Raw genomic sequence first — 22269 nt, forward strand, 5'->3', positions numbered from 1 at the left:
CCCGCCGTGCTCGTACCGTGGGATCGGTCCGTGGCCCCGCGCCGAGTCCGAGGGCCGCAGCCGATGCCCGTACCGTTTCGAGGACCGTCCCGCCATGCCCGGCTCATACCTGCGTCAGTCCGTCCGTGCCCTGCGCCGCCTCGCCGCGCGTCCCCACGTGCTGTTCGGGGGCGTGTACGGGGCGGTGCTGGCCAGCTCCATGGTGGCTGCCCTGTCGGAGCAGGGGGAGACGGCGGCGGCCGACCGGTTCACCAGCGCCCAGTGGCTCCTGGTCACGGCCGTCGCCTCGGCCCTGGCGCACGGCTACGCCCACCTGATCGCCCTGCGCGGCGACCGGACCCACCACGGCGTACGCGCCGGGGTACGGATGCTGCTGTCCGAGTGGCCACTGGTGGCGGCGACGGCACCGACGCTGTTCCTGCTGCTCGGCGCGGCCTGGGGATGGTGGCCCTCGGAGGGCGTCGAGTACGTGGTCTTCGCCGTGAACGTGGTCCTGCTGTTCGCCTGGGGCCTGCTCGCGGCCCGCGCAGCGGGCCGCACCTGGGCTTCTGCCCTGCGGATCGGCATGGTGGACGCGCTGCTCGGACTCGTGGTCGTCGTGGCCAACGCCCTCATCAAGTAGAACCGGTCGGTCCGCGCGGTCTCACCTCGCGTCGAGCCGGCCGCTGATCCACTCCGGTGGAGGTCGTCTCCTTCCAGCACCGGACCGGCATCTTCGGTGCCGTGAAGCACTCCGGCGACAACCGCACCGGCGGAGACGGACCGGGGGACGACGAGGCCATCACGGTCGACTTCACTCGGATGCCGGCGGAAGCGGACCAGATCGTCTTCACCGTGAACTGCTTCACCGGCGCGACCTTCGACGAGGTCGAGAACGCCTACCGCCGCTTGGTGGACGAATCGACGGGGGTCGAACTCGCCCGGTGCGCCCTGTCCGGCGGTGGCCGCCACACCGCCCAGATCATGGCGAAGACCTCCTGCCCGCCATCGACCGCCACCTCTGATCCCGTCCGCCCTGGCCCGCCGGTCGGCGGGGTGGTCCCGGCCGGTCGGCGGGGGTGCCGCCGAAGCCTGCCGGATGGTCCGCTCCCCTGTAGCCCCGGGAGATTCCTCGTATGACACAGATACAGCCGCCGCAGGCGACGTCAGCTCCACGGGAGAACGCGTCTCGCGTGCCCGCAGCCTCGCCCGACTCCGCCGGGAAATCCTCGGGCGGCCCCTCGATGGGACGCCTGGTCGGCGTGGACCTGGCCCGCGCACTGGCGGTGTTCGGCATGTACATCGTCCACATCGGCCCGGTGCTCTCGTCCACGCACGGCGTCGGCACCTGGGTCCGGTATCTGGCCGACGGGCACTCGTCGGTCCTGTTCGCCACCCTCGCCGGGTTCTCGCTGATGCTGATCGCCGGCCGTCGTGAGCCGAAGACCGGCCTGGCGGGCCGACAGGCGAAAGCCCGGATCGCGATCCGCGCCGTGGTCCTGCTGGCCCTGGGCAGCGTGCTGGCGATGGAATACGGGGGCGTGATCATCCTCGGCTTCTACGGCGTCTACTTCCTCCTCGCCCTGCCCCTGCTACGGCTGTCCGCCAAGGCACTGGCGATCACCGCGGCCGGGCTCGCGCTCGTCACACCCCAGCTGGCGTTCATCCTGAACTCGCAGCTCAGCGAGTCCGTCCAGCAGACGATCGACGCCTACGACCCGCTCAAGAAGATCAGCGAGGTCGGCGTCCTCGACCTGCTGCTCACCGGCTTCTACCCGACGATCACCTGGATGTCGTTCGTCGTCGCCGGCATGGCACTGGCCCGCCTGGACCTCTCGGCCGACTCCGTCCAGCGGCGCCTGGCCGCGCTCGGCGCCGCCCTGACCGTCGGCGCGTACGGCCTGTCCCTGCTCCTGGCGGGCAAGGACGCTCTGCGCAGCACGGCGGAGGGCGGGAAGTCGTCCGCCGGGTTCGAGAAGGAGTCGTCCTTCGGCAGCGGATCCTTCGAGGCCCCCCGGCGGGCGGCCTCGGAACTGCTGTCCGCCGGGCCGCACAGCGGCACCACCTTCGACATCATCGGCAGCGTCGGCGTCGCCATCCTCGTGATCGTCGGTGCGACGGTGCTCATGGACCGCCTGCCGCGCCTGCGCAGCCTCGCGAAGCCCGTCATCGCCGTGGGCACCATGTCCCTGACGGCCTACGTCGGCCACTTCCTCGCCCAGTCCATGCTCGGCGTATCGGCCGGCGAAAGCACCCAGACGTCCTGGATCCCCGTGCTCACGTTCGTCCTCGGGGCGATCGTGTTCGCCGCGGGCTGGTCCCGCTTCTTCCGCCGGGGACCGCTGGAGGCGTTGCTCAACGCCGCCACCAAGCCGGCGAAGCACGTCCGATGACGCCGGCCGGGGCGGGCAGTCCTTCACGGCCCGCCCCGGCTCCGACGGCCCGCTCACATCGGCCGTCCGGTTCCGCACCCCGCCGAACGGCTGAGACAGGCCCGAGCGGCTTGGACGGGAGCGCTCGGCGCCGCCGTCCACGGACGGTGGATCTTAGGGTCGGACAGGGCGGCGCTCCGGCCGGGCTCACGACGTCCCGTGGAGCGCGCTTCTTGGCGGACCGCCAGCCGATGGCCACCCGCATCAGGTCGAGCGGGCGGCCGTCCGCCCTGTTCAGCGGGACCCGCCGGCCCTTGGCCATGAGGACGGGCATGGGGCTCCAGGTGAGGTGGCGGACAGAGGGCGTGCAGGAGCGAACCGCGCGGTGACGCGCGGCGCTGTCCTCAGCCTCACGCGCCGTATGGTGCGCCGGTACCCGACTGCTGTCCGGCGCCACTCCGCCCCCTGGCAGGGCTGCATCCACCGCATGGCGGGGCAGCCCTGCGGAGCACTCCACTCACACGGCGGGGCGCTCGGCCGGGATCAGGAGCTGGGTCGCTGCCAGCTGTGCGTACAGCTCGTCCCCGTCCACCAGTTCCCTATGGGTGCCGATCGCACGGACCGTGCCGGCGTCCATGACGACGATGCGGTCGGCGTCCGTCACCGTGGACAGGCGGTGCGCCACCACCAGGACGGTGGTCTCGCGTGCCGTCTCGGCGATGACGTCCCGCAGTGCCAGCTCGTTGACCGCGTCGAGCTGAGAGGTCGCCTCGTCCAGGAGCAGCAGCCGGGGCCTGCGCAGCAGTGCGCGGGCGATCGCGACGCGCTGGCGCTCACCGCCGGACAGCTTCGATCCGCGGTGCCCGACCAGGGTGTCCAGGCCGTGCGGGAGACGGTCGACGAGGGTGTCGAGCCTGGTCCGGGCGAGGACGGCGCGGATGTCGTCGTCCGTCGCGCCAGGCGCGCTGAAGACCAGGTTCTCCCGCAGCGTGCCGGCCAGGACCGGAGCATCCTGCTCCACGTACCCGATGACGGACCGCAGTTCGGACAGCGGCCACTGCCGTATGTCCTGGCCGTCGACCAGGATGCGCCCTCCGGTCGTCTCGTAGAACCGCTCGATGAGCGAGAAGACCGTCGACTTGCCCGCGCCCGAAGGCCCGACGAAGGCGGTCATCCCGGCGCCCGGCACCTCGAAGTCCACCTGCTGGTGGATGCACGGCAGCCCGGGCCCGTAGCGGAAGGACACGTCCTCGAAGCGGACCGACGCCGGACGCACCTCGGTCCGCACCGGCTCGTACGTGGCCGGCGGCTCCGCCGCCAGACGGTCCACCTCCTTGATCCGGGAGATCGCGGCCGCGCCCTCCTGGTACGCGGAGGCGGCCTCGACCAGCTTGTACACCGGCTCCATCAGGTAGAACAGGTACAGCAGGAAGGCGATCAGCGTAGAGACGGGGATGTCGCCGGACGCCACCCGCGCTCCGCCGACCGCGAGCACCGCGAGGAACGCCAGCTCGACGGCGAGGTTGTCCGCGGTGCCCAGCAGGGCCTCCCACTTCGCGCCGCGCACGCCGTGGCGCCATGCCCGCCGGGCCGACGCCTCGACGCGGGCGGTCTCCCGCTCCTCGGCGCCGGACGCCTTCACCGTGCGGAACGCGCCGAAGGCCCGCTCCAGGCCGGTGGACATCTCCCCGACCGCGGCCTGGGAGCGCTCGGCGGCCTGTCCGATCTTCGGCATCACCAGGGCGGCGCCCGCCCCGACGACCGCGACCACGACGAGGGTGACGCCGAGCAGGACGGCGTCCAGGAACGCCATCACCACGACCGCCGCGATCAGCGTCAGCGCCCCGGTCGCGGCGTTGACCACCGCCTGGGTGCTGACGGCCCGCAGCAGCGTGGTGTCGGAAGTGACCCGGGACATCAGATCGCCCGGCTGCATCCGGTCCACCGCCGAGAGCCGCAGCCGCAGCAGCCGGCCGATGAGGCTGCGGCGGGCGGCCAGGACCACCGACTCCGCCGTCCGCTCCAGGACGTAGGCGCCGAACGCCTCGGCCACCGTGCTCAGCAGCACCAGCACGGTCAGCGCCAGCAGGACGGTGGCGAGCGTGCCACCGGACGAGAGCCGGTCGACGAGCGCCTTCGTGGCCAGCGGCTGCAGCAGCCCGCCGACGGACCCGGCGAGCGCCAGGAGCAGGCCGAGCACGACGGTCCACCGGTGCGGGCGGACATACCCGTACAGGGCGGTGAGCGTCTCGCGGGCGCGATGCGACTCGGCACCCGTCGTCTCCGGGGCGGGTGCGGTGTTCACAAGATTCCTTTCCTACGTGTTCTGCCGCTGCGGCAGGCGGGCATCACAGCCGTGACGTCGTGTTGATCAGCCGCCCCGGCCGGTGGCCGGTGTGAGGTGGCGAGCGCCTGCTCGTGCGTGGCGTGTCATGCCCCAGCCTGGAAGACCAGAGGTCTCTCCGGCCATCCGTCGATCGTCGGGCGGACCCCCGCCAAGTGGCTGGAGCCGCCCGCACGCAGTGACTGGAACAGACGACGCCGGCGAAGGTGGTGGCGGGGTCGGCGGAGCCGGAGCCAGGCACCTGCGGCTCCGCCGCGGTCAAGGACGGTGCCACCGCCGACGCACCCGGGCCGCTCTCCAGCGGAAAGCCGCCCTCCGGCCGAGATGTCCCATCGGCCGGAGGGCGGCAGTCTGTCAGTGATCGCGCGTCAGCTCACACGCCGGACGTGAGTGCATCCTGTGCCGGGGTCAGGAGGGGTCGCCGTACTGGAGGCCGCGGCCGTTGGTCCCGATGTAGACGCGGCCGTAGGTGTCCGGGTCGCCGGTGATGACGCCGACGCCGCCGATGCTGCCCCACTGGTGGGCGTCGTCGTTGACGCGGAGCCAGGTGGCGCCCTTGTCGGTGGAGCGGAAGACGCCGGTGACGTCCTTGACGGTGCCGATCAGGTACAGCGCCTGGTAGGAGGCGCCGGGTGCGGCCTTGCCGAAGCCGAGGGCCGAGGCGGACTTCACCGTGGTGAGCGCGGTGAAGGTGCGGCCGCCGTCGGTGGAGTGCAGCAGCCCCTGGCCGCCGCCGGCGATCCACAGGTCTCCGGCGACGCCGGGGACCGCAGTGAGCCGGCCGGCGGGCAGGCCGGTCGCCCGGGCGGTGAAGGTCGCCCCGCCGTCGGTGCTGGCCTGCAGCGTGCCGAGGGACAGGGAGTAGAAGGTCCTGGCCGAGGCGCGGTCGGCGATGACGACGGCGTCGGCACCCAGTCCGCCGACCCTCGACCAGGTCGCTCCCTTGTCGGTCGATCGGTGCGGGACCTGGCCGGCCTGGGTCCAGACGATGGTGGAGCCGTCGGCCGCGAGCGCGACGCGGCCGTCCTGGGCACCGGCCACCGGCTCGGCCTTGAAGCCGTTCCAGCTGATGCCGCCGTCGGTGGAGTAGGCGCCGTCCTGCGCGCCGCCGCGGCCGACGCGGACCATCATCGAGGGCGTGGACTGGGCGAAGTCGATGTCCGTGCTGTTGGTCATCATCGGATTGCTCAGCCGCCCGGCCGGGACCTTGGTCAGGTCGTCGTGGCGGAAACCGCCTTGGTCGCCCATGGCGGTGATGACGGTGGCACCGCCGGGCGGGGCGATGGCGTCCATCAGCGCGGTCTCCTCAAGGCCCCGCGCCCCCGCGGTCCAGTGGCTGGTGCCGCCGTTGTCCGTGGCGTTGGCGTCCTTGCTGCGCCAGATGCCGTTGCCGGTGCCGTACAGCACGTGCCCGGAGTCGAAGGGGTCGAGGGCCAGGGCGGTCATCCAGTGTCCGGTGTGGGTGCCGATGTAGGGAGCGGCGGAGGCGTTCCGCACCGACTTGTCCGCCAGCGCCTTCCAGGTCGTGCCGCCGTCGGTGGTGCGGTAGATCTCGTCCTCGGGCCACCAGCGGTCGAGGGTGGTGACCATCACGGTGGACGGCTTGCGCGGGTCGACGGCCAGGCCGGAGAACCCGTACGAGCCGCGGGACGGGGTGATGTCCTTCCAAGTCCCACCGGACGGCGTGTGCTTCCAGACCGAGCCCGCCGTCACGCCGTTGGGTCCGAGGGCGTTGGTGTACGTCAGGTACAGCGAGCCGTCACCGGAGAGCACGCCGTGCTGCGGCAACTGGCCCGTGGGCTGGCCGGGGACGGCCTGCCAGGTGCTGCCGCCGTCGGTGGAGCGGTAGAGGGAGGTGGACCTGTCGGCGACGCCGGCGTAGATCGTCCTGCTGCCGGCCGGGCCGTACGTCACGAAGGAGATGCCCGCACCACTGCCCGCACCGTCCTTGACGGGGAACGAGGAGACCTGTCGCCACGTCGCACCGCTGTCGGCGCTGCGCCACAGGCCGTTCTTACGGGTGCCCAGCAGCAGGGTGCGGTTGTCCGAGGGGTCGATCGCCAGGCGTTCACCGGCCCCGCGGCCGTCCTCGTTGCCGCCCAGCTTGAACGGCAGAGCGGTGCGCTGGAAGGTGCGGCCACGGTCGGTGGAGCGCAGGATCGCGCCGTTGCCGGCCCACTCGTTGGTGTAGGTGCCGGTCGCGAGGTAGAGCCGGTCGGGGTCGACGGGATCGGTGGCCAGCGCGTCGATGCCCAGCAGGTTCCAGTCCTTCTCACCGAGCCAGTCGGTCAGCGGGATCCACTGCTCGGCCGCGGCGTCCCAGCGGTAGGCGCCGCCCATGTCGGTACGCGCGTACAGCAGCCCCCTCTCCCGGGGGTTGAACACCAGCCCGGTGACGTAACCCCCGCCCACCACCTGGGCGTTCTTCCACGCGTACGGTCCGGTGCCGGTGGCCGGGGCCTCGGCCGTCTTCACCAGTTTCCACTGCTGGTTGGTGCTGCCATGGCCGCCGAACTGGATGACCGCCGCGCCGTCGGCCGTGGAGCTTCCGGAGACGTCCAGGACCTGGCCGCTCCTGCGGGAGGTGAAGGTGACGGCGTCGGAACCGCTCACCTCGTCGACCCGCCATTCCTGGGAGGCGGAGGAGCTGTCGGTCTGCTGCTCGGCGGCAGCCGCCTGCGCGGTCGAATCGCCCGCTATGCCGAGCACTTTGCCGCTGTTGCGGTTCACCAGCTCGTAGTAGCCGTCACCGGTGGACCTCAGCCTCCACTGCTGGTTGGCGGTGGTCTGATCGGTCCACTGCTGGATGCGGGTGCCGTCGGCGGTGGAGAAGGCGTTGACGTCCAGCACCTTGCCGCTGCGCACCGAGACCAGCTTGTAGTAGGCACTGTCGTCGACCGTCGCGGCCTGCGAGTCGTCCTGCACGAACAGGAGGTACGGCACGACGGTGGCGGGCACACCGAGCAGCAGAGCGGTGGCGGTCCTGCGACGGCGGTGACGTCCGCGTGGCCCGGCGTTGGTGGGGTTGTTCATGGGGGGGTTTTTCTCCTTGTGCAACCGTGGACAGGGCAGGTCAGCGCTGCAGGGTGAGGACACCCGGCCGGTACGGCAGTCGGTCGTAGGGTCCGCCCGCGGTGGGGGACTTGCCCTGGTACAGGAACTGCAGATTGCAGGGGTCGATGGTCATGGTCTGGTCGGGGTTGGTGCGGACCAGGTCACCGTGGCTGATGTCGTCGGTCCAGGTCGCGCCGCTGTTGGCCTTGCCCGCGAAGGGGTTGCTTTCGCTGCCGGCCTGCGGGGTCCACGCACCGGTCAGGCTGGAGGCCGTGAACGAGCGGAAGTAGCGCCGCTCGTTCGCGCCCCGAGCCTCGACGATCATGAGGTACTGGTTCCGGCCCTGGACCTTGTAGACCTGCGGCGCCTCGAAGAGGTTCTTCGCCGTGTCGCTCATGACCGTCGTGTACGACGAGCCGAAGTTGCCCGGGAAGTTCCCGATCGGCATGCTCGCCCGGTAGATCTTGCCGTTGTCACCGGCGAAGAACAGGTACATGTTCTTCTCGTCGGCGATCAGGGTCTGGTCGATCGGGCCGGTGCCGGATTCGGTGCGGGGGATGCTGCCGGTGAACAGCGGCTGCGGCGCGGACCAGCCGTTGGGGTTGGTGGGGTCGCTCGACGTGCGGTAGCTGAAGGGCGAGGCACCCCACTGGTACGCCAGCACCCAGATCTTCTTGGGTGCGAAGTAGAACAGGGTGGGCGCCACCGCGTTCTGGCTCATCCGGATCTGGCCGGCCGATGCCATGTCCGACCAGTTCGTGAAGGGGCGGAACGCCATCGAGCCGTACGAGGTTCCCGACGCGCTCGACGCGTAGACGAGGTGCTTGCCGTCGTGCACGGCGTGGGTGAAGTCCTTCACCGCGGCCCATCCGTTCGACGGCTGTGCGAGGGGACCCGTCGACCTCCACTTGTACGTCGTCGGGAGATCACACGTGCCGCTGCCCGTCCCGGACGGAGCGGTCCAGGTCCACTTCTGATTGTTGACGGACGCGCAGGCGTACAGCTGGATCGTGGTGCCGTTCGCGGTGGCGGCGCCGACGGCGTCGAGGCACAGCCCGGACTGGACGCCGGTGATCGAGCCGTTGGTGTTGATGTTCCACTGCTGGTTGGCGCCGCCGTTGCAGTCCCAGACGATCACCGAGGTGCCGTTGGTGGTGCCCTTGCTCTTGGCGTCCAGGCACTTGTCGCCGTGCACCTTCAGCTGCTTGGCGGCGGTGTAGGTCCAGCGCTGACCCGCCTGTCCACTGCAGTCCCACAGGTGCGCCCGGGTGCCGTCGGCGGTGGCGGAGCCGGGGATGTCGAGACAGCGGCCGGAGGCAACGCCCTTGATCTCCCCCGTACCGTCGGCCGGCTTGCCTGGGGTGGTACCGGAGCCGGACTGGAGAGCGTTCATGACGGCGGTGTACGCGGGCTTGGGCCTGCCGCCGCTGTCGAACAACAACGGGCTCTCGCCGCTGCGCCAGGAGTCGCTGTCCCGGACGCCCCACATCGTGATGCCGGTGCATCGGGGCACGGACAGGCAGGTGCTGATCGTGTTCGCATAGTGGGTGGGTGATGCCTGGGCGATGTCCAGCTCGGTGATCTGGACGTCGACGCCCAGGGCGGCGAAGCCGGCCAAGGTGGTCTTGAAGCTCGCCGGCGGGCCGCCCGCCCCGAAGTGGCTCTGGAACCCGACGCAATCGATGGGCACGCCGCGGGACTTGAAGTCCTTGACCATGCGGTAGACGCCCTGGGTCTTGGCGTCCGACCAGTTCTCGATGTTGTAGTCGTTGTAACAGAGCTTGGCCGAGGAGTCCGCCGCACGGGCGGTGCGGAACGCTTCCTCGATGAAGCCGTTGCCCAGCACCTGCTGGAAGACCGAGTCGCGGAGCCGGCCGCTGCCGCCGTCGGCGAACGCCTCGTTGACCACGTCCCAGGCGTAGATCTTGCCCTTGTAGTGGGTCATCTGGGTGGTGATGTGATGGTTCATCACATCACGCAGAGTGCTCGCGTCGCGGATGGAGCCGACCCAGGAGGGGAGCTGCGAGTGCCAGACCGTGGTGTGGCCGCGCAGTCGCTGGCCGCGCGCCAGGGCACGATCGACGATCCGGTCTGCGGGGCCGAAGTTGAAACGGCCGCGGGACGGTTCGATGGCGTCCCACTTCATCTCGTTCTCCGGGGTGATCATGTTGAACTCCCGGTCCGCGATCGCGGTGTACGCGGAGTCACCGAGCCTGCCGGCGGCCACAGCCGTGCCGAAGTACCTGCCCGAGGGGGCAGCCTGGGTGCCCAGGCCCGCGGCTCCGGCGGAGCTGGGGAGGAGCGTCACGACGCCGGCCACCAGCGCCGTGGCCGACAGTCCAATCGCCCATGTCCGGCGTCGCCGGCGGAGCCGGTGCAGGCCCTTCATGATTCTCCTCGGGTGCCCTGCGTACCGGTCGGCCTGGGTTCGTGGGTGTGTTGTGACATGTGAGGGGCTTTCTTCAGGGGGATACGTCAGTGGGGGACGTCGGGACCCGGCCGCGCCGGCACGTCATGACAGGCGGCGGGAAGGACACCCCTGAAGTGGAGGCTTCCGAGCTCCCGGTCTCGTAACAGAAAAGTCGCGCCGTCCGCAGGATTGCCCCGTGCGGCATCTCGCAGGCAGAAAGCGTTATGCCGGCCGCCGTGGCCTGGTCGCGCCCGTGGAAGAGGGGCGCCGCACCGATCTGCGGTGAACGCCGGTCACGGCGTGGGGCAGGAACCGCGGGGGATCCGGCTGGAGGAGCACCGGCTGTGACTGTGCGAATGGGTCGGGATCGCCCGAGGAGCGGTGCTCAGGCCCCGGGGCTGCGCACGATGAAGGAAGCCTGGCCGGCGAAGGCCCGCGTGCCGTCGGATCCGTCGAGCCAGATGCCGCCGTCGCGGTGGCGGAGGACCGATCCCGGATAGTTGTGCGCGTGCAGGGTCACGGACCCGGCGACCGCCCCGGGACGGGGACAGAAGGTGGCGTCTTCACGGAACAGTGCGCTGCCGTCGTCGGTGCTCAGCCGCAGCCGCAGGTAGTGGTGGCGAAGATACCGGCCGTCTGCGGCGCGGAAGGTGACACACCGCATGTCGGCCAGTCCCCCGACGACCGTGAAGGTGACCCGCTGACGTGCCTGCGCGCTGCTGGACGCGGCGACGCTGCCGAGCGCCGCGAAGTCGCCCGTGTACGTGACGAACAGGCCGGGACTGTCCGCGGCCTCCAGCGACTGTGCGCCCAGCGGAACGGTGCCCGCGACGGCGGACGGGCCGACCGAGGGCGGGCTCGCCGACGGACTCGTCGGGGACGGTCCCGCCGAGGTGGTGGTACGCGAGGGAAGGGGCGTGGGCGTGCCGGCCGTGGGAGCGGCAGTGGCGCCGGGCGAACGAGGCGCCGGTTCGGGCCAGGTCGCATAGGTGGCGGTCCCGGCGATGAGCACCGCGCCGGTCGCGAGGCTCACCAGCGGATGAGCGGTCATCGTCTGGAGTTTGCCGATCAGAGCGCCGTGCAGACCGCCTCCCCCCGTCGCCGCGCCGACCGCGACGGGGGCCGCGGCCAGCCCGGCGGCGCTCGCTGCCGTACCCGACAGCAAGCCCTTGGTGGCCAGCGCGGCGATCAGTGCGGCCGGGACGGCCAGCGTCATGAGGCCGAGGGGCAGCAGTTCGGCCGGAACCCGTTCCGCCGACGTCGCCATGCAGACCGGGCAGTCACGTGTGTGCCGCGCGATCCGCTTGCGCCACACCGATGCACGGTGACCGTCCCAGCCGACGACGGTCTCCCCCAGCTGCGGACAGCGCGGGTCGGTCTCCAGCGCGGCGACGATCGTCCGGCACAGTTCCAGCTGCTCCCGCATGCGTTGGAGGCGCACTCCGACGTGCGCGACCGTGAGCCCCGTCGCGGCGGCCATGTCCTCCCGGCTGAGCAGGCCGGCGCATTCCTGCCACCACAGCGACAGCAGCACCCGGTGGTCCGGGTCGAGCCACCGGCCGGCTTCGACGACCCGGCGCCGCTCGTCCGACACGTGCAGCCGCAGGATCGTGACGTCCACGGGCTCGGCGCCGGAGTCCGGTATCCGGCGTGCCTCGTCGATGACCGTGGTCCGGTCCGCGAGGGCGTGCTGCCGGTGCCAGTGGGTGTTGATCTGGCGGAGCGTGATCGACACCAGCCAGGACCGAAAGCTCTCCGGGGCACGCAGGGCGGGCAGGTCACGCACCACGCGCAGCAGGGTCTCCTGGACGACGTCGTCGACGTCGGCATGTCCGCTCAGTGCTCGCCCGACGATGTTGTACAGCAACGGCAGGTACGCGGCGATCAGCTCCTCGCGCGCCCGATCGTCACCGGCCTGCGCCGCGACGACCAACCCCGCGTGGTCTGCGTCCTTGAGCCCCATTCCCACCTCTTCAGGGGAGCGATCCGCCGAGTACGGCGGCACACCCTAGCCTCGACGAAGGCATACGGCCAAAGCCTGCGTCTCGGGCGGACGGTCCGGCCCGTTCCGACATGGAAGGCCCGGTGCCCGGAGGTGTGTCCGGTCCTACTCGGCCAACTCGCTGACGGCCCCTTCAAGCCGATGGTCTCGGAAGGCCACGCGCGGTGGGAAATCGGAAGCGGGATCGACGTGCATTGCGGGCACCATGAGCACTACGTGCAGCCTCTCGACGCACGCTCCACCCTGCGCGAGAGCCCTCGGGGTCACCGCCGGAAGGGTCTCGCCCTATGGCATCCGGAATGCCATACGACCTGCCGTGGCTGACGACGACACCGATTTCGCTCCCGGAGACGGCCCCAGCAGCGGCATCTCCGTCTCCCTCACTGACGGCACCCACGGCCCCGCCGATCCAGAAGCCGTGGCCGCGAAGCGGGCCAAGCTCGCTGGCGGCACTTCCCCCGGGGCCGGGGTGGCCGTGTGAGCGGCGCACTCGTCCTGGACGGCGAGGGCCTGGCCAAGGCCGTACAGCGCGTCCGCGAAGTCCACGAGTGGCTCACCACCGCCCGCTACGCCGGCCTTCCGGTGAGTCCGGTCAACGGCGTTACCGCTGGACATACCTCGACCATGAAGCTGAGTGACCCTAGTCGGCAGTGGTTCCGGGGCCCCGATAGGGGGTGTTACCGAGGGCCCGCCCTGCCGCGACTTCTGCCTTGGCGAGGGTGAGCTGAAGCCAGGCGATGTACGCGGCGGTGTTGCTGTAGCCGAACTCGTGGGCCGCGAGCTGGATGGTGCGCGCCCACTCCTGGTCGATCTCGGGGACGGGGTCCAGTTCGACGGTGGTGAAGTCCATCCAGCCGGGTTCGCGGAGCTGGGCGAGACGGTGGTCGAGTTCGGTGCGGAGGATCTGGACGGTGACCTCGGGGCCGAGCTGTCCGGCGAAGAGGAACCGGAGTCTGAAGTCGGGGTCCATGGGGCGGGGGGAGGGTTCGTACGGAGATCGGGCCCACGCCAGGAGTTCGTCGCGGCCGGCGTCGGTGAGCCGGTAGACCTTGGCGTCGGGTTTGCCGTCGCGGGGGTCGACCGCGAACTCCGCCCATCCGTTGGCGACGAGGCGGGGCAGGACCCGGTAGATCTGGGGAAGTTGCACGCCGTAGCCGATGTACTTGCCCGGGCCGTCCATCCATTTGCGCATGTCGTAGCCCGAGAGCGGGCGCAGGGCCAGCAGGCCGAGAATGACGTGTTCCAGACGCATGGCGGGTCCTCAACAGAGCGGGGTCGGTGCGGATTGTCTCAGGGGCCGGCTGGGGGGCGGCTCACCGCGGTCCATCCGCCGGGGCGGGCCGCTCGTCCTCGCTGAAGCCGCGGGCGATCCGGAAGCCGCAGTTGCCGGCGGAGGAATCGGGAGTGTTGGCGGAGCGGGCGGCGAGCCGGTAGCGGTTGCAGTAGCTGTCGTGGCAGAGGTAGGAGCCGCCACGGGTGACGCGGGCGGTGCCGGTGCGCGGGCCGAGCGGGTTGTACCGGGGCGAGCGATGGTAGTACGCCGGGGAGAACCAGTCGGCGCACCATTCCCAGACGTTGCCGGAGGTCTCGTACAGGCCGTGGTCGTTGGGCGGGTAGGAGCGTACGGGCGCGGTGGTGAGGCGGCCGTCGCTCAGGGTGTTGTGGGTGGGGAAGATGCCGTGCCAGATGTTGCACCGGTCCTCACCGTCGGGGGTGAGGGCGTCGCCCCAGGGGTAGCGGCGACCCGGGTGCCCGCCCCTGGCCGCGTACTCCCATTCCGCCTCGGTGGGCAGGCGGGCGCCGACCCAGCGGCAGTAGGCGAGGGCATCGTCCCAGGACACGTGCACGACGGGGTGGTCCGGAACCTCCTCCCAGTGGGAGAGGGAGCCGGCGGGGTGTGCCCAGTCGGCGCCGGCGACGTCGAGCCACCAGGGGGTACGGGGAGCTTGCCCTCTGACGTCCCGGGCGCGGGCGCGCAGTGCGAGGTGGAAGACGGCGGACGAGCCGTAGCGCTCGGCGTCCGTGCGATGGCCGGTCGCGGCGGCGAAGGCGGCGAACTGGGCGTTGGTGACGGTGGTGGTGGCGATGGCGAAGGGGGTGAGTTCCACCCGGTGCACCGGCTGTTCCCCGTCCGAAGGGTAGCCCTCACCGAATCTGTCGCCCATCAGGAACTCTCCGCCGGGAAGGTCCACGAACTCTGGTTCGTCCTGCTCCTCCGGCCGTCTCCCCCGCGACGTGGCAAGCGGGGCCGGTACGGACGGCACCGGCAGCGTCGTGTTCTCGCGAGCGGCCGTGCGGCCCGGGGTGCAACAGCTGTCCACGGCGGACTTCTCCTCGCTCCTCGGTTGTGACTCCAAGACAGCTTTATATGTACGTCAGAACTCATGACCCGGCAAGCGGGTCGAGCATCGGCACTCTCTTCCCGAACGGACACGATCAGCGAGTTGATGCAGGAGTGTTGCGGATTTGAGAACTGATGTGCGACATCTTGACACCGTCGGCAACAGCCCTGAAACCTGAGACTCATAGCTGCTGACGCACATATGTCCTGAGCGCTCATCGAATGCCGCCCGCCTGCGGCCCCCGTCTGTCCCCCGGAGTTCCCCTTGCGCATCATCTATGTGGACGTCGACACCCTGCGGGCCGACCACACCACCCCGTACGGCTACCACCGGCCCACCACGCCCCACCTCCAGAAGCTCGCCGACAAGTCGGTGGTCTTCGACCGCTACTACTGCTCCGACTCGCCCTGTCTGCCGTCCCGGACCGCTCTGACCAGCGGACAGTTCGGGATCACGAACGGCGTGATCGGCCACTACGGCGCCGACGCCCAGTTCCGGCTCGACTCCGGCCACGGCCCCGAGCCCGACCGGCCTCTCCTCGGGCAGCGCCTCCAGCTCGACGGCTACTACACCGCGGCCGTCTCCGTCTTCGCCGAGCGCCATCGCGCGTACTGGTTCCACGGCAACTTCCGCGAGTCCGTCCGCGCCACCGGCAATTGGGGCGACGAGGACGCCGCCGACGTCAACCGCGCCGCCCTCGACTGGATCCGCAGGCACGCCGAGGACGACGACTGGTACCTCCACCTCACCTACTGGGACCCGCACACCGACTACACCCAGCCCGCCGAGTGGACCGAACGCATGGCGGCCTCCGCCCCTGTGCAGCCCTGGCCGGACGAGCAGGCGATCCGGGAGCACGCCGAGATCTACGGCCCCCGCAGCGCCCTGGACCTGCACTACTCGCTCACCGGGGGCGGCGGCACCTCGCCCGTGCCGCACAACATGCCCGACGCGATCCGTTCCCGCGCCGACTTCGAGCACCTGATCAACGGCTTCGACGGGGCCATCGCCTACTGGGACCACCACTTCGGCCGACTCCTGGCCACTCTGGAGGAGCTGGGCATCGCGGACGAGACGGCGATCGTCGTCAGCGCCGACCACGGCGAGGCGTTCGGCGAGCACGGCATGTACGCGGAACACGGGCTGGCCACGGAGTCCGTCCAGCGGATCCCCCTCGTCGTGTACTGGCCCGGGGTCACCGACACCCTTCCGGCCGAGGCCCGGCGCAACGACGACCTCCTGTACAACATCGACCTGGCGCCCACCCTGTGCGACCTGCTCGGCCTCGACGCGCCCGAGGGCTGGCAGGGCGCCTCCTTCGCGGGCGCGGTACGCGGCGAGGAGACCGACTCCCGCCCGTACCTGGTCCTCGGCCACGGCGCCCACACCTACCAGCGTGCCGTCCGCACCCGCGACCACCTCTACATCCGCACCTATCACCCCGGCTGCTTCAAGACGGCCTGGGAGCAGCTGTACGACGTCACCGACGACCCGTACCTGACGCGTGACCTCCTGGACGAGGAGCCCGCTCTCGCCGGGACGATGCGCTCCCACCTGGCCGAGTGGTGGCACGAGCACGCCGGCCGCCCCGGCTGTCTGCCCGATCCGATGCTGAGCAGTCTCCAGGCAGGCCCCGTCTACTACGCCGACCCCACCCGCTACGCCCGGCATCTGCGCGACACCGGCCGGTCCCACCTGGCCGAGGACCTGGAACAGCGTCTGGCCGTACCCCGTGCCTCGGTGCCGGTTCCCTGGCACGCACCGGCACCACCACGTTCCGCGGAGCTCTTCGGGCGCTGGATGGAGATCTTCCAGGAACGCGCCACGAAGACGGCGACAGCAGAGCCGGCAGAAGGGAAGTCCGTCCGGTGAGGGCGATCATGGTGATGTTCGACAGTCTCAACCGGCGCATGCTGCCGCCGTACGGAGGGGACTGGGCGCACGCCCCGAACTTCGCGCGCCTCGCCGAGCGCACGGTGACCTTCGACAAGGCGTACGCGGGGTCGATGCCGTGCATGCCGGCCCGCCGCGAACTGCACACGGGGCGCTACAACTTCCTGCACCGCAGCTGGGGACCGCTGGAGCCCTTCGACGACTCGATGCCCGAACTGCTCAAGCAGAACGGCGTGTACACCCATCTGACCAGCGACCACCCGCACTACTGGGAGGACGGCGGCGCCACGTACCACGGCCGCTACAACTCCTGGGAGTTCTTCCGCGGGCAGGAAGGCGATCCGTGGAAGGGTCAGGTGGCCGATCCGGAGATGCCCGAGGACCTGAAGCGGATGCGCTCGGCCGCGTACCGGCAGGACTGGGTGAACCGGCCGCACATGGCGACCGAGGACCGGCATCCGCAGACCCTCACCTTCGACGCCGGCCTGGAGTTCATCCGGACGAACAAGGACGCGGACCGGTGGTTCGTCCAGATCGAGACCTTCGACCCGCACGAGCCGTTCTTCTCCCACCAGCGCTACAAGGACCTCTACCCGCACGCGTACGACGGGCCGCACTTCGACTGGCCCGACTACAAGCAGGTGGTGGAGACGGACGAGCAGGTCGCGCACGCCGGTTACGAGTACGCCGCACTGCTCTCCATGTGCGACCACTCCCTGGGCCGGGTCCTGGACGCCATGGACGAGCACGGGCTGTGGGACGACACGCTCCTGATCGTCAACACCGATCACGGTCTGCTGCTCGGCGAGAAGGGCTGGTGGGGCAAGGGCGTCCAGCCCTGGTACAACGAGCTGGTCCATCTGCCGCTGTTCGTCTGGGACCCGCGCTCCGGCGGCGCGGGCGAGCGGCGCGACACCCTCGTGCAGACCATCGACCTCGCCCCCACGCTCCTGGAGTACTTCGGCGTCGAGCGCCCGGCCGACATGCAGGGCGCACCGCTGCCCGTCACCGCCGCAGACGACCCCGTACGCGAGGCCGGCCTCTTCGGCATCCACGGCGGTCACGTGAACATCACCGACGGCCGGTACGTCTACATGCGCGCGCCCGCCTCCCCAGGCAACACCCCCCTGCTAGAGCACACGTTGATGCCGACCCACATGCGCGGCCGCTTCACCCCCGCCGAACTCGCCGACGTGGAGCTGGCCGAGCCGTTCGGCTTCACCAAGGGCGTCCGCCCCCTGCGAGTGCCGGGCCGCACCTTCGTCAATCCGTACCACCACGGCAGCCTGCTCTTCGATCTGGAGAACGACCCCGAGCAGCTGGATCCGCTCGTCGACGACGAGGTGGAGCTGCGGCTCGCGACGCTGCTGGTGGAGCTGATGCGGGATACGGAGGCTCCCCCCAGTCAGTACGAACGTCTCGGGCTGCCCGCCACGGGTCCGGTGACCGGCGCGCACCTCCTCGTACGGGTCCAGCGCGACCAGGCCCAGCGGGCCGCGGTGCCCCTGCCTCGTGCCGAGGACTATCCCGAGGGGCGGCTCTCGCTGCGAACGCCGGTCGCGACGCTGATCGGCGATCCGGTGGCGCTGGAGGTTCTCAAGCGCCACCTGCCGGGGATCGCCGACTCGGAACTCCTGCAGTTCCTGGGGCCGACCCCGCTCATCGACATCGCCGCGATGTCGGGCGGAATGATCCCGCCCCACCGGCTGCGCCTGGTCGCCGAGGAACTCGCGAAACTCTGAGAGCCGGTCGTCGGACCACAGATGAACGCCGGTGACGGGGCGGCTACCCCGTCACCGGCCCGCCTTTCCTCCCCCTGCCCATCCAGTGAAGAACGAGACGAAGAAGAGGTGGCGTCTTGCCCGATCTTACCGAGGCACCCGTCTGCACGACGAAGGAGAGAAAGGCCGTCCTCGTGAAGGGCCGCTGGCGCCAGCTGTCCCTGCTCGGCGGCACCATGCTCGTCGAGAACACAGAGGCGAGTCTGATCAGCGGGCTGTTCCCGGTGATCCGCCACTCGCTCGGAGTCTCGCTCGGCGCGCTCGGCGTCCTGACCGCCGCGGGCCGGATCGTCGGCGTGTTCGCCGGCCCGTTCTGGGTGTGGGCCGCCCAACGCTGGTCCCGCAAGGGCGTCCTCGTCCTGGCCACCGGGTTCTGGGGAGTGTGGGGCATAGCCGCGGGCTTCGCCCAGAACTTCACCCAGCTCCTCATCCTGATCACCATCCTCGCCGCCGGGTACGCGGCCTCCGGACCTCTCACCACGGAAATCCTGGGGGACCTCTTCGACAGCGAGTCCCGGGGCCGCGCCGTCGGCATGCTGTACGGGGTCATCAACCTCGCCGCATCCCTCTTCGCCACCCTGAAGGGACAGCTCGCCGCGTTCGACGACGGCTGGCGCTGGGGTCTGTGGGGCATCGGCGCCGTCAACGTCCTGTGCGGTGTCGCCCTGTTGATCTGGATGCGCGACCCGGGAAGAGGCGCGTCCGAGCACCAGCTCGCCGGCCTCGACCGACGGACCCGCGAGGCCCACACCAAGGTCACCATGAAGCAGGTGACCGCGCTCTTCCGGATCCCGAGCCTGGTGGTCCTGCTCGTCTCCCGACTCCTGTCGGGGCAACTTCTCGCCGCGATGTTCGGTGTGATCTTCCTGGTGGACGTCTACGGATTCAGCACCCAGGTCGCCTCCGTCGTCCTCTTCCCCATGGGCATCGGTTTCTTCACCGGCACCGTGCTCGGCGGCTTCCTCGCCGACTGGGCCGTCCGCCGCAACCCGCGCCACGGCCTCGTGGTCGTTCTCCAGACCGCTCAGTTCGCCTTCGCGACCGTGGCCTTCTTCGGTACCCAGCTCGACTGGGGCGGGATCGGTGTGTTCGCTGTCTTCTTCGCCCTCATGGGCCTCGTCCAGGGCGTCAACCCGGTGGTCAACCGGCCCATGATCATGGCCGTGACGCTTCCCGAACTCCGCGGCGTGGCCTTCGCCATCTACCTCAGCGTCTTCGAGGCCGTCGCCATCGCCGCGTTCAGCCTCGGAGCCGGCTTCCTCGGCGACGCCTTCGGACTGCGCGCGGTGTTCCTGTGGGTTCTCGTCGGACTCGTGGTCGTCAACGGCGCCTTCCTCACCTTGCTCTATCGCACCTACGCCACCGATGTGGCCCGCGTCCAGCAGGCACTCGAAAGCCGGCGGCAGGCGGCTCTCGCCGGATAGCCCGGGACGGAGCGGACGCTCTCGTCCGCTTGCGGAGCGGGAGCCTCTTCCCGAGGTGACCGGAGGTCGACGATCTGCGGCTCGGCCCCGCCCACGTCGCAGGTCTCTCCTGGGGCGGGACCGTCGTACTGGAACTCCGTCGTCGCCGTTCGGCGCTGGTCAGGACGTTCCAGGAGGCGATTGCGGACGTCACGCTCGTCGTTCTCCCCGGCACGGGCCATGTCAGCAACCTCGAGGAGCCGGAGCACGTCAACCGGGCCGTCCGCGAGTCTGCCGCGCACCCGCCTGATCCGACGCCTCAGGAAGGCTCGGACCAGATGTCCATGGGGACGGTGCTCACGCTGCGGCCGGCCGGGTCGAGGATGCGGCCCATGCGCTTCACGAAGCGCAGGGAGACCGCCTGGTCGAGCACCTTCAGCTGAGGCAGTGCGCTGGTGAGGCGGGCCTCAAGGCCGCGGATGTCGGGAAGGGAGCGGAGCCAGACGCTGATGAGGAGATTCGCCCTCCCTCCGGCGAGGCCGATGCACGCCCGGATCTCGGGGACGGCGGCCAGGAGTCTGTTCAGGGCATCGCGGTCGTCGATCTGGGCCTGGGCCCAGATCGTGGTGGAGATCGGCCAGCCGCACAGGGGCTGGGCGACCTCGCAGCGCAGTTCCAGGTCCTCGTTGGCGATGAGGAGGGCGAGCCGCTTGCGTACGGTGGTGATCCCGACGCCCAGTTCCTCCGCGAGGTCCGTGAGCGAAGTACGTCCTTCGGTCCCGAGGCGCACGGCGAGGAGGCGGTCCCTCGCGGTGAGCGTCTGGGGCGTCGACGGCGACCTGGCCGGCCGCTCGGCGGTGATGCGGGCCCGCTGGCGGGGGTCGAGGGCACGCAGGCGCCAGTCGGTGGCGTGCGTGAAGACATGGGTGCCGAGCTGGGTGCGGGTGGCGCTGATTCCGGGAAGCGTGCCCAGACGTTCCAGCACGTATACGGAGAGCGCGGGAAGCGTGGGCATCGACACCGTGAGCAGGAGGTCCCGGCCGCCGCTGGTGTGATCCACGGTCAGGACGTGGGGCCACTGCGCGAGGGTGTTGGCCACCTCGAGCGCCCGGCCGGCCTGGCAGTCCACTTCGACGAAGGCGAGGCAGCCCTGGGAGATCTGTGCGCGCCCGGGCTGTGCCGTGATCCACGCGACACCCGTCCCGGTCAGCCGGGACCAGCGCCGGGCCACGGTGACGGGATCGAGGTCGAGTGCCCGTCCGATGCGCGACCAGGGGGCTCGGGGGTCGATCTGCAGCGTGTTGACCAGGCTGAGGTCGAGCTCGTCCAGGGATGCAGATTCCTGCAAACGATCAGGCATGGAAGAAAGATCCTGCGTTTTCAGTGGGCATGAGTGCCGAGTATCCATCATCACTGGCAACCGAGCGACAGCGAGGTGAACGTCAGTGAAAGGGGATGCCGGTGTCGGTGCGCGAGGACGCACGGAGTGTGCAGGGTGAGCTGGTCCGCCTGCGGCGGGCGCTGCATGTCGAGCCCGAGCTGGGCCTGCAGTTGCCACGTACGCGGGACAAGGTCCTGGCCGCCCTGGACGGACTGCCGTTGGAGGTCACCACGGGGAACCGGCTGACCTCGGTCACCGCGGTTCTGCGGGGCGCTCGTCCCGGCCCCACGGTGCTCCTGCGCGCCGACATGGACGCGCTGCCCGTCACCGAACGCGCGGATCTCACGTACGCCTCCCGCACGGACGGGATCATGCACGCCTGCGGTCACGACCTGCACACGTCCATGCTCGCCGGCGCGGCACAGCTCCTCTCCGCCCGCCGGGACGAGCTCGCGGGCGATGTGGTCTTCATGTTCCAGCCCGGCGAGGAGGGGCAGGACGGGGCCGGCCACATGCTCGCCGAAGGGGTCCTGGACGCCTCCGGTGAACGACCGGTGGCCGCCTACGCACTGCACGTGACGTCGGCGGGCCAGCCGAGCGGGCTGTTCGCGACCCGTCGGGGCCCGGTCCTGGCATCCTCCGACAGCCTTCGCGTGACCGTCCGCGGTGCGGGTGGCCACGGTTCGATGCCGCACCTGGCCAACGACCCCGTACCGGCGGCGTGCGAGATGGTCACCGCGCTGCAGACCTTCATCACCCGGAGGTTCGATCCCTTCGACCCCGTGGTGCTGACCGTGGGCGCCTTCCACGCGGGCACGGCCGGCAACGTCATTCCCGACGAGGCCCGGTTCACGGCGACCGTGCGGTCGTTCTCCGCGTCGTCGCACGGCCGGATCAAGGACGGCGCCGCGCAGGTGTGCCGCGGTATCGCGGCCGCCCACGGTCTCGACGTCGAGGTGGACTTCGCCGAGCTGTACCCCCTCACCGTCAACGACCCGGCCGAGGCCGAGTTCGTCGCCGACGTGGTGTCGGAGGTGCACGGAGAGGAGCGCTACACGTGGGCGCCCCGGCCGGCCACCGGATCGGAGGACTTCTCCCGGGTGCTGGACGAGGTCCCCGGCGCGTTCGTGGTCCTGGGCGCCTGCCCGCCTGACCAGGACGTGCAGCGCGCCCCGTACAACCACTCGCCCTTGGCCGTCTTCGACGACAGCGTGCTCGGTGACGGAGCCGCGCTCTACGCCGAACTCGCCCTGCGCCGCCTGGCGAAGGCGACACCCGCCCCCACCTCCTGACGCCCCGCCCGCAGCT

14 protein-coding genes and 2 pseudogenes are annotated in these 22269 nt (G+C 70.5%); 9 read left to right on the forward strand and 7 right to left on the reverse strand.

From position 1 onward, the window contains the following. Positions 1 to 94 precede the first annotated feature (94 nt). The 3 genes and pseudogenes from DEJ46_RS09525 (at position 95) to DEJ46_RS09535 (ending at position 2372) form a co-directional block, all read left to right on the forward strand. Positions 95 to 622, forward strand: a complete 528-nt coding sequence (locus tag DEJ46_RS09525) for a hypothetical protein (RefSeq protein ID WP_190622524.1) — start codon at positions 95 to 97, stop codon at positions 620 to 622. 53 nt (positions 623 to 675) lie between these two features. Further along, positions 676 to 972, forward strand: a pseudogene (locus DEJ46_RS09530) (TerD family protein); the annotation flags it as partial. Between the two features lie 251 nt (positions 973 to 1223). After that, positions 1224 to 2372 carry a DUF418 domain-containing protein gene (locus DEJ46_RS09535; RefSeq protein WP_150274271.1) on the forward strand — a complete coding sequence of 383 codons (1149 nt, stop codon included), beginning with the start codon at positions 1224 to 1226 and terminating at the stop codon, positions 2370 to 2372. A gap of 496 nt (positions 2373 to 2868) precedes the next feature. On the opposite strand, the gene DEJ46_RS09540 is transcribed toward DEJ46_RS09535, so the two are convergent. The 4 genes from DEJ46_RS09540 to DEJ46_RS09555 all read right to left on the reverse strand — a co-directional run bounded on the left by DEJ46_RS09540 (position 2869) and on the right by DEJ46_RS09555 (position 12122). Continuing rightward, the gene (locus DEJ46_RS09540) at positions 2869 to 4656 is read right to left on the reverse strand and encodes an ABC transporter ATP-binding protein (RefSeq protein ID WP_150265190.1); all 1788 of its coding nucleotides are present in this window, start codon (positions 4654 to 4656) and stop codon (positions 2869 to 2871) included. Positions 4657 to 5103: 447 nt separating this feature from the next. Continuing rightward, positions 5104 to 7728, reverse strand: coding sequence for an RICIN domain-containing protein (locus DEJ46_RS09545; protein ID WP_150265192.1), 2625 nt, complete (start codon positions 7726 to 7728; stop codon positions 5104 to 5106). A 40-nt stretch (positions 7729 to 7768) separates the two neighbouring features. After that, positions 7769 to 10138, reverse strand: a complete 2370-nt coding sequence (locus DEJ46_RS09550; RefSeq protein ID WP_150265193.1) for a non-reducing end alpha-L-arabinofuranosidase family hydrolase — start codon at positions 10136 to 10138, stop codon at positions 7769 to 7771. Between the two features lie 406 nt (positions 10139 to 10544). Next, positions 10545 to 12122, reverse strand: coding sequence for a sigma-70 family RNA polymerase sigma factor (locus tag DEJ46_RS09555; RefSeq protein WP_150265195.1), 1578 nt, complete (start codon positions 12120 to 12122; stop codon positions 10545 to 10547). A gap of 355 nt (positions 12123 to 12477) precedes the next feature. Here DEJ46_RS09555 and DEJ46_RS39085 point away from each other — a divergent pair, with 355 nt between their 5' ends. Continuing rightward, a complete protein-coding gene (locus DEJ46_RS39085) occupies positions 12478 to 12642 on the forward strand; it encodes a hypothetical protein (RefSeq protein WP_190622528.1) in 165 nt (54 codons plus the stop codon). Then, positions 12639 to 12746, forward strand: a pseudogene (locus DEJ46_RS39800) (DNA-binding protein); the annotation flags it as partial. The gene DEJ46_RS39085 and the pseudogene DEJ46_RS39800, both read left to right, overlap by 4 nt. Before the next feature lie 55 nt (positions 12747 to 12801). Here the strand turns inward: DEJ46_RS39800 and DEJ46_RS09565 are convergent. Beyond that, the gene (locus tag DEJ46_RS09565; protein WP_150265197.1) at positions 12802 to 13413 is read right to left on the reverse strand and encodes a PadR family transcriptional regulator; all 612 of its coding nucleotides are present in this window, start codon (positions 13411 to 13413) and stop codon (positions 12802 to 12804) included. 61 nt (positions 13414 to 13474) lie between these two features. Beyond that, positions 13475 to 14518, reverse strand: coding sequence for a formylglycine-generating enzyme family protein (locus DEJ46_RS09570; protein ID WP_411757734.1), 1044 nt, complete (start codon positions 14516 to 14518; stop codon positions 13475 to 13477). Between the two features lie 249 nt (positions 14519 to 14767). Between DEJ46_RS09570 and DEJ46_RS09575 the strand changes: the two genes are divergently transcribed. The 3 genes from DEJ46_RS09575 to DEJ46_RS09585 all read left to right on the forward strand — a co-directional run bounded on the left by DEJ46_RS09575 (position 14768) and on the right by DEJ46_RS09585 (position 19601). After that, entirely contained in the window at positions 14768 to 16375 is a 1608-nt protein-coding gene (locus DEJ46_RS09575; RefSeq protein ID WP_150265199.1) for a sulfatase, read from the forward strand. Continuing rightward, the gene (locus DEJ46_RS09580; protein WP_150265201.1) at positions 16372 to 18138 is read left to right on the forward strand and encodes a sulfatase; all 1767 of its coding nucleotides are present in this window, start codon (positions 16372 to 16374) and stop codon (positions 18136 to 18138) included. Before DEJ46_RS09575 ends, DEJ46_RS09580 begins: the two co-directional genes overlap by 4 nt. Before the next feature lie 116 nt (positions 18139 to 18254). Then, on the forward strand, positions 18255 to 19601 hold the full coding sequence (locus tag DEJ46_RS09585; RefSeq protein ID WP_150265203.1) for an MFS transporter: 1347 nt from the start codon (positions 18255 to 18257) through the stop codon (positions 19599 to 19601). 298 nt (positions 19602 to 19899) lie between these two features. Here the strand turns inward: DEJ46_RS09585 and DEJ46_RS09595 are convergent, their stop codons facing one another. After that, positions 19900 to 20940 (reverse strand): Lrp/AsnC family transcriptional regulator, encoded by a 1041-nt coding sequence (locus DEJ46_RS09595; protein WP_150265205.1) that lies wholly within the window; start codon positions 20938 to 20940, stop codon positions 19900 to 19902. A 101-nt stretch (positions 20941 to 21041) separates the two neighbouring features. Between DEJ46_RS09595 and DEJ46_RS09600 the strand changes: the two genes are divergently transcribed. Next, the gene (locus DEJ46_RS09600) at positions 21042 to 22253 is read left to right on the forward strand and encodes a M20 family metallopeptidase (protein WP_190622531.1); all 1212 of its coding nucleotides are present in this window, start codon (positions 21042 to 21044) and stop codon (positions 22251 to 22253) included. Positions 22254 to 22269: the final 16 nt, after the last annotated feature.

The organism is Streptomyces venezuelae, assembly GCF_008642375.1.
Taxonomy (GTDB): Bacteria; Actinomycetota; Actinomycetes; order Streptomycetales; family Streptomycetaceae; genus Streptomyces; species Streptomyces venezuelae_G.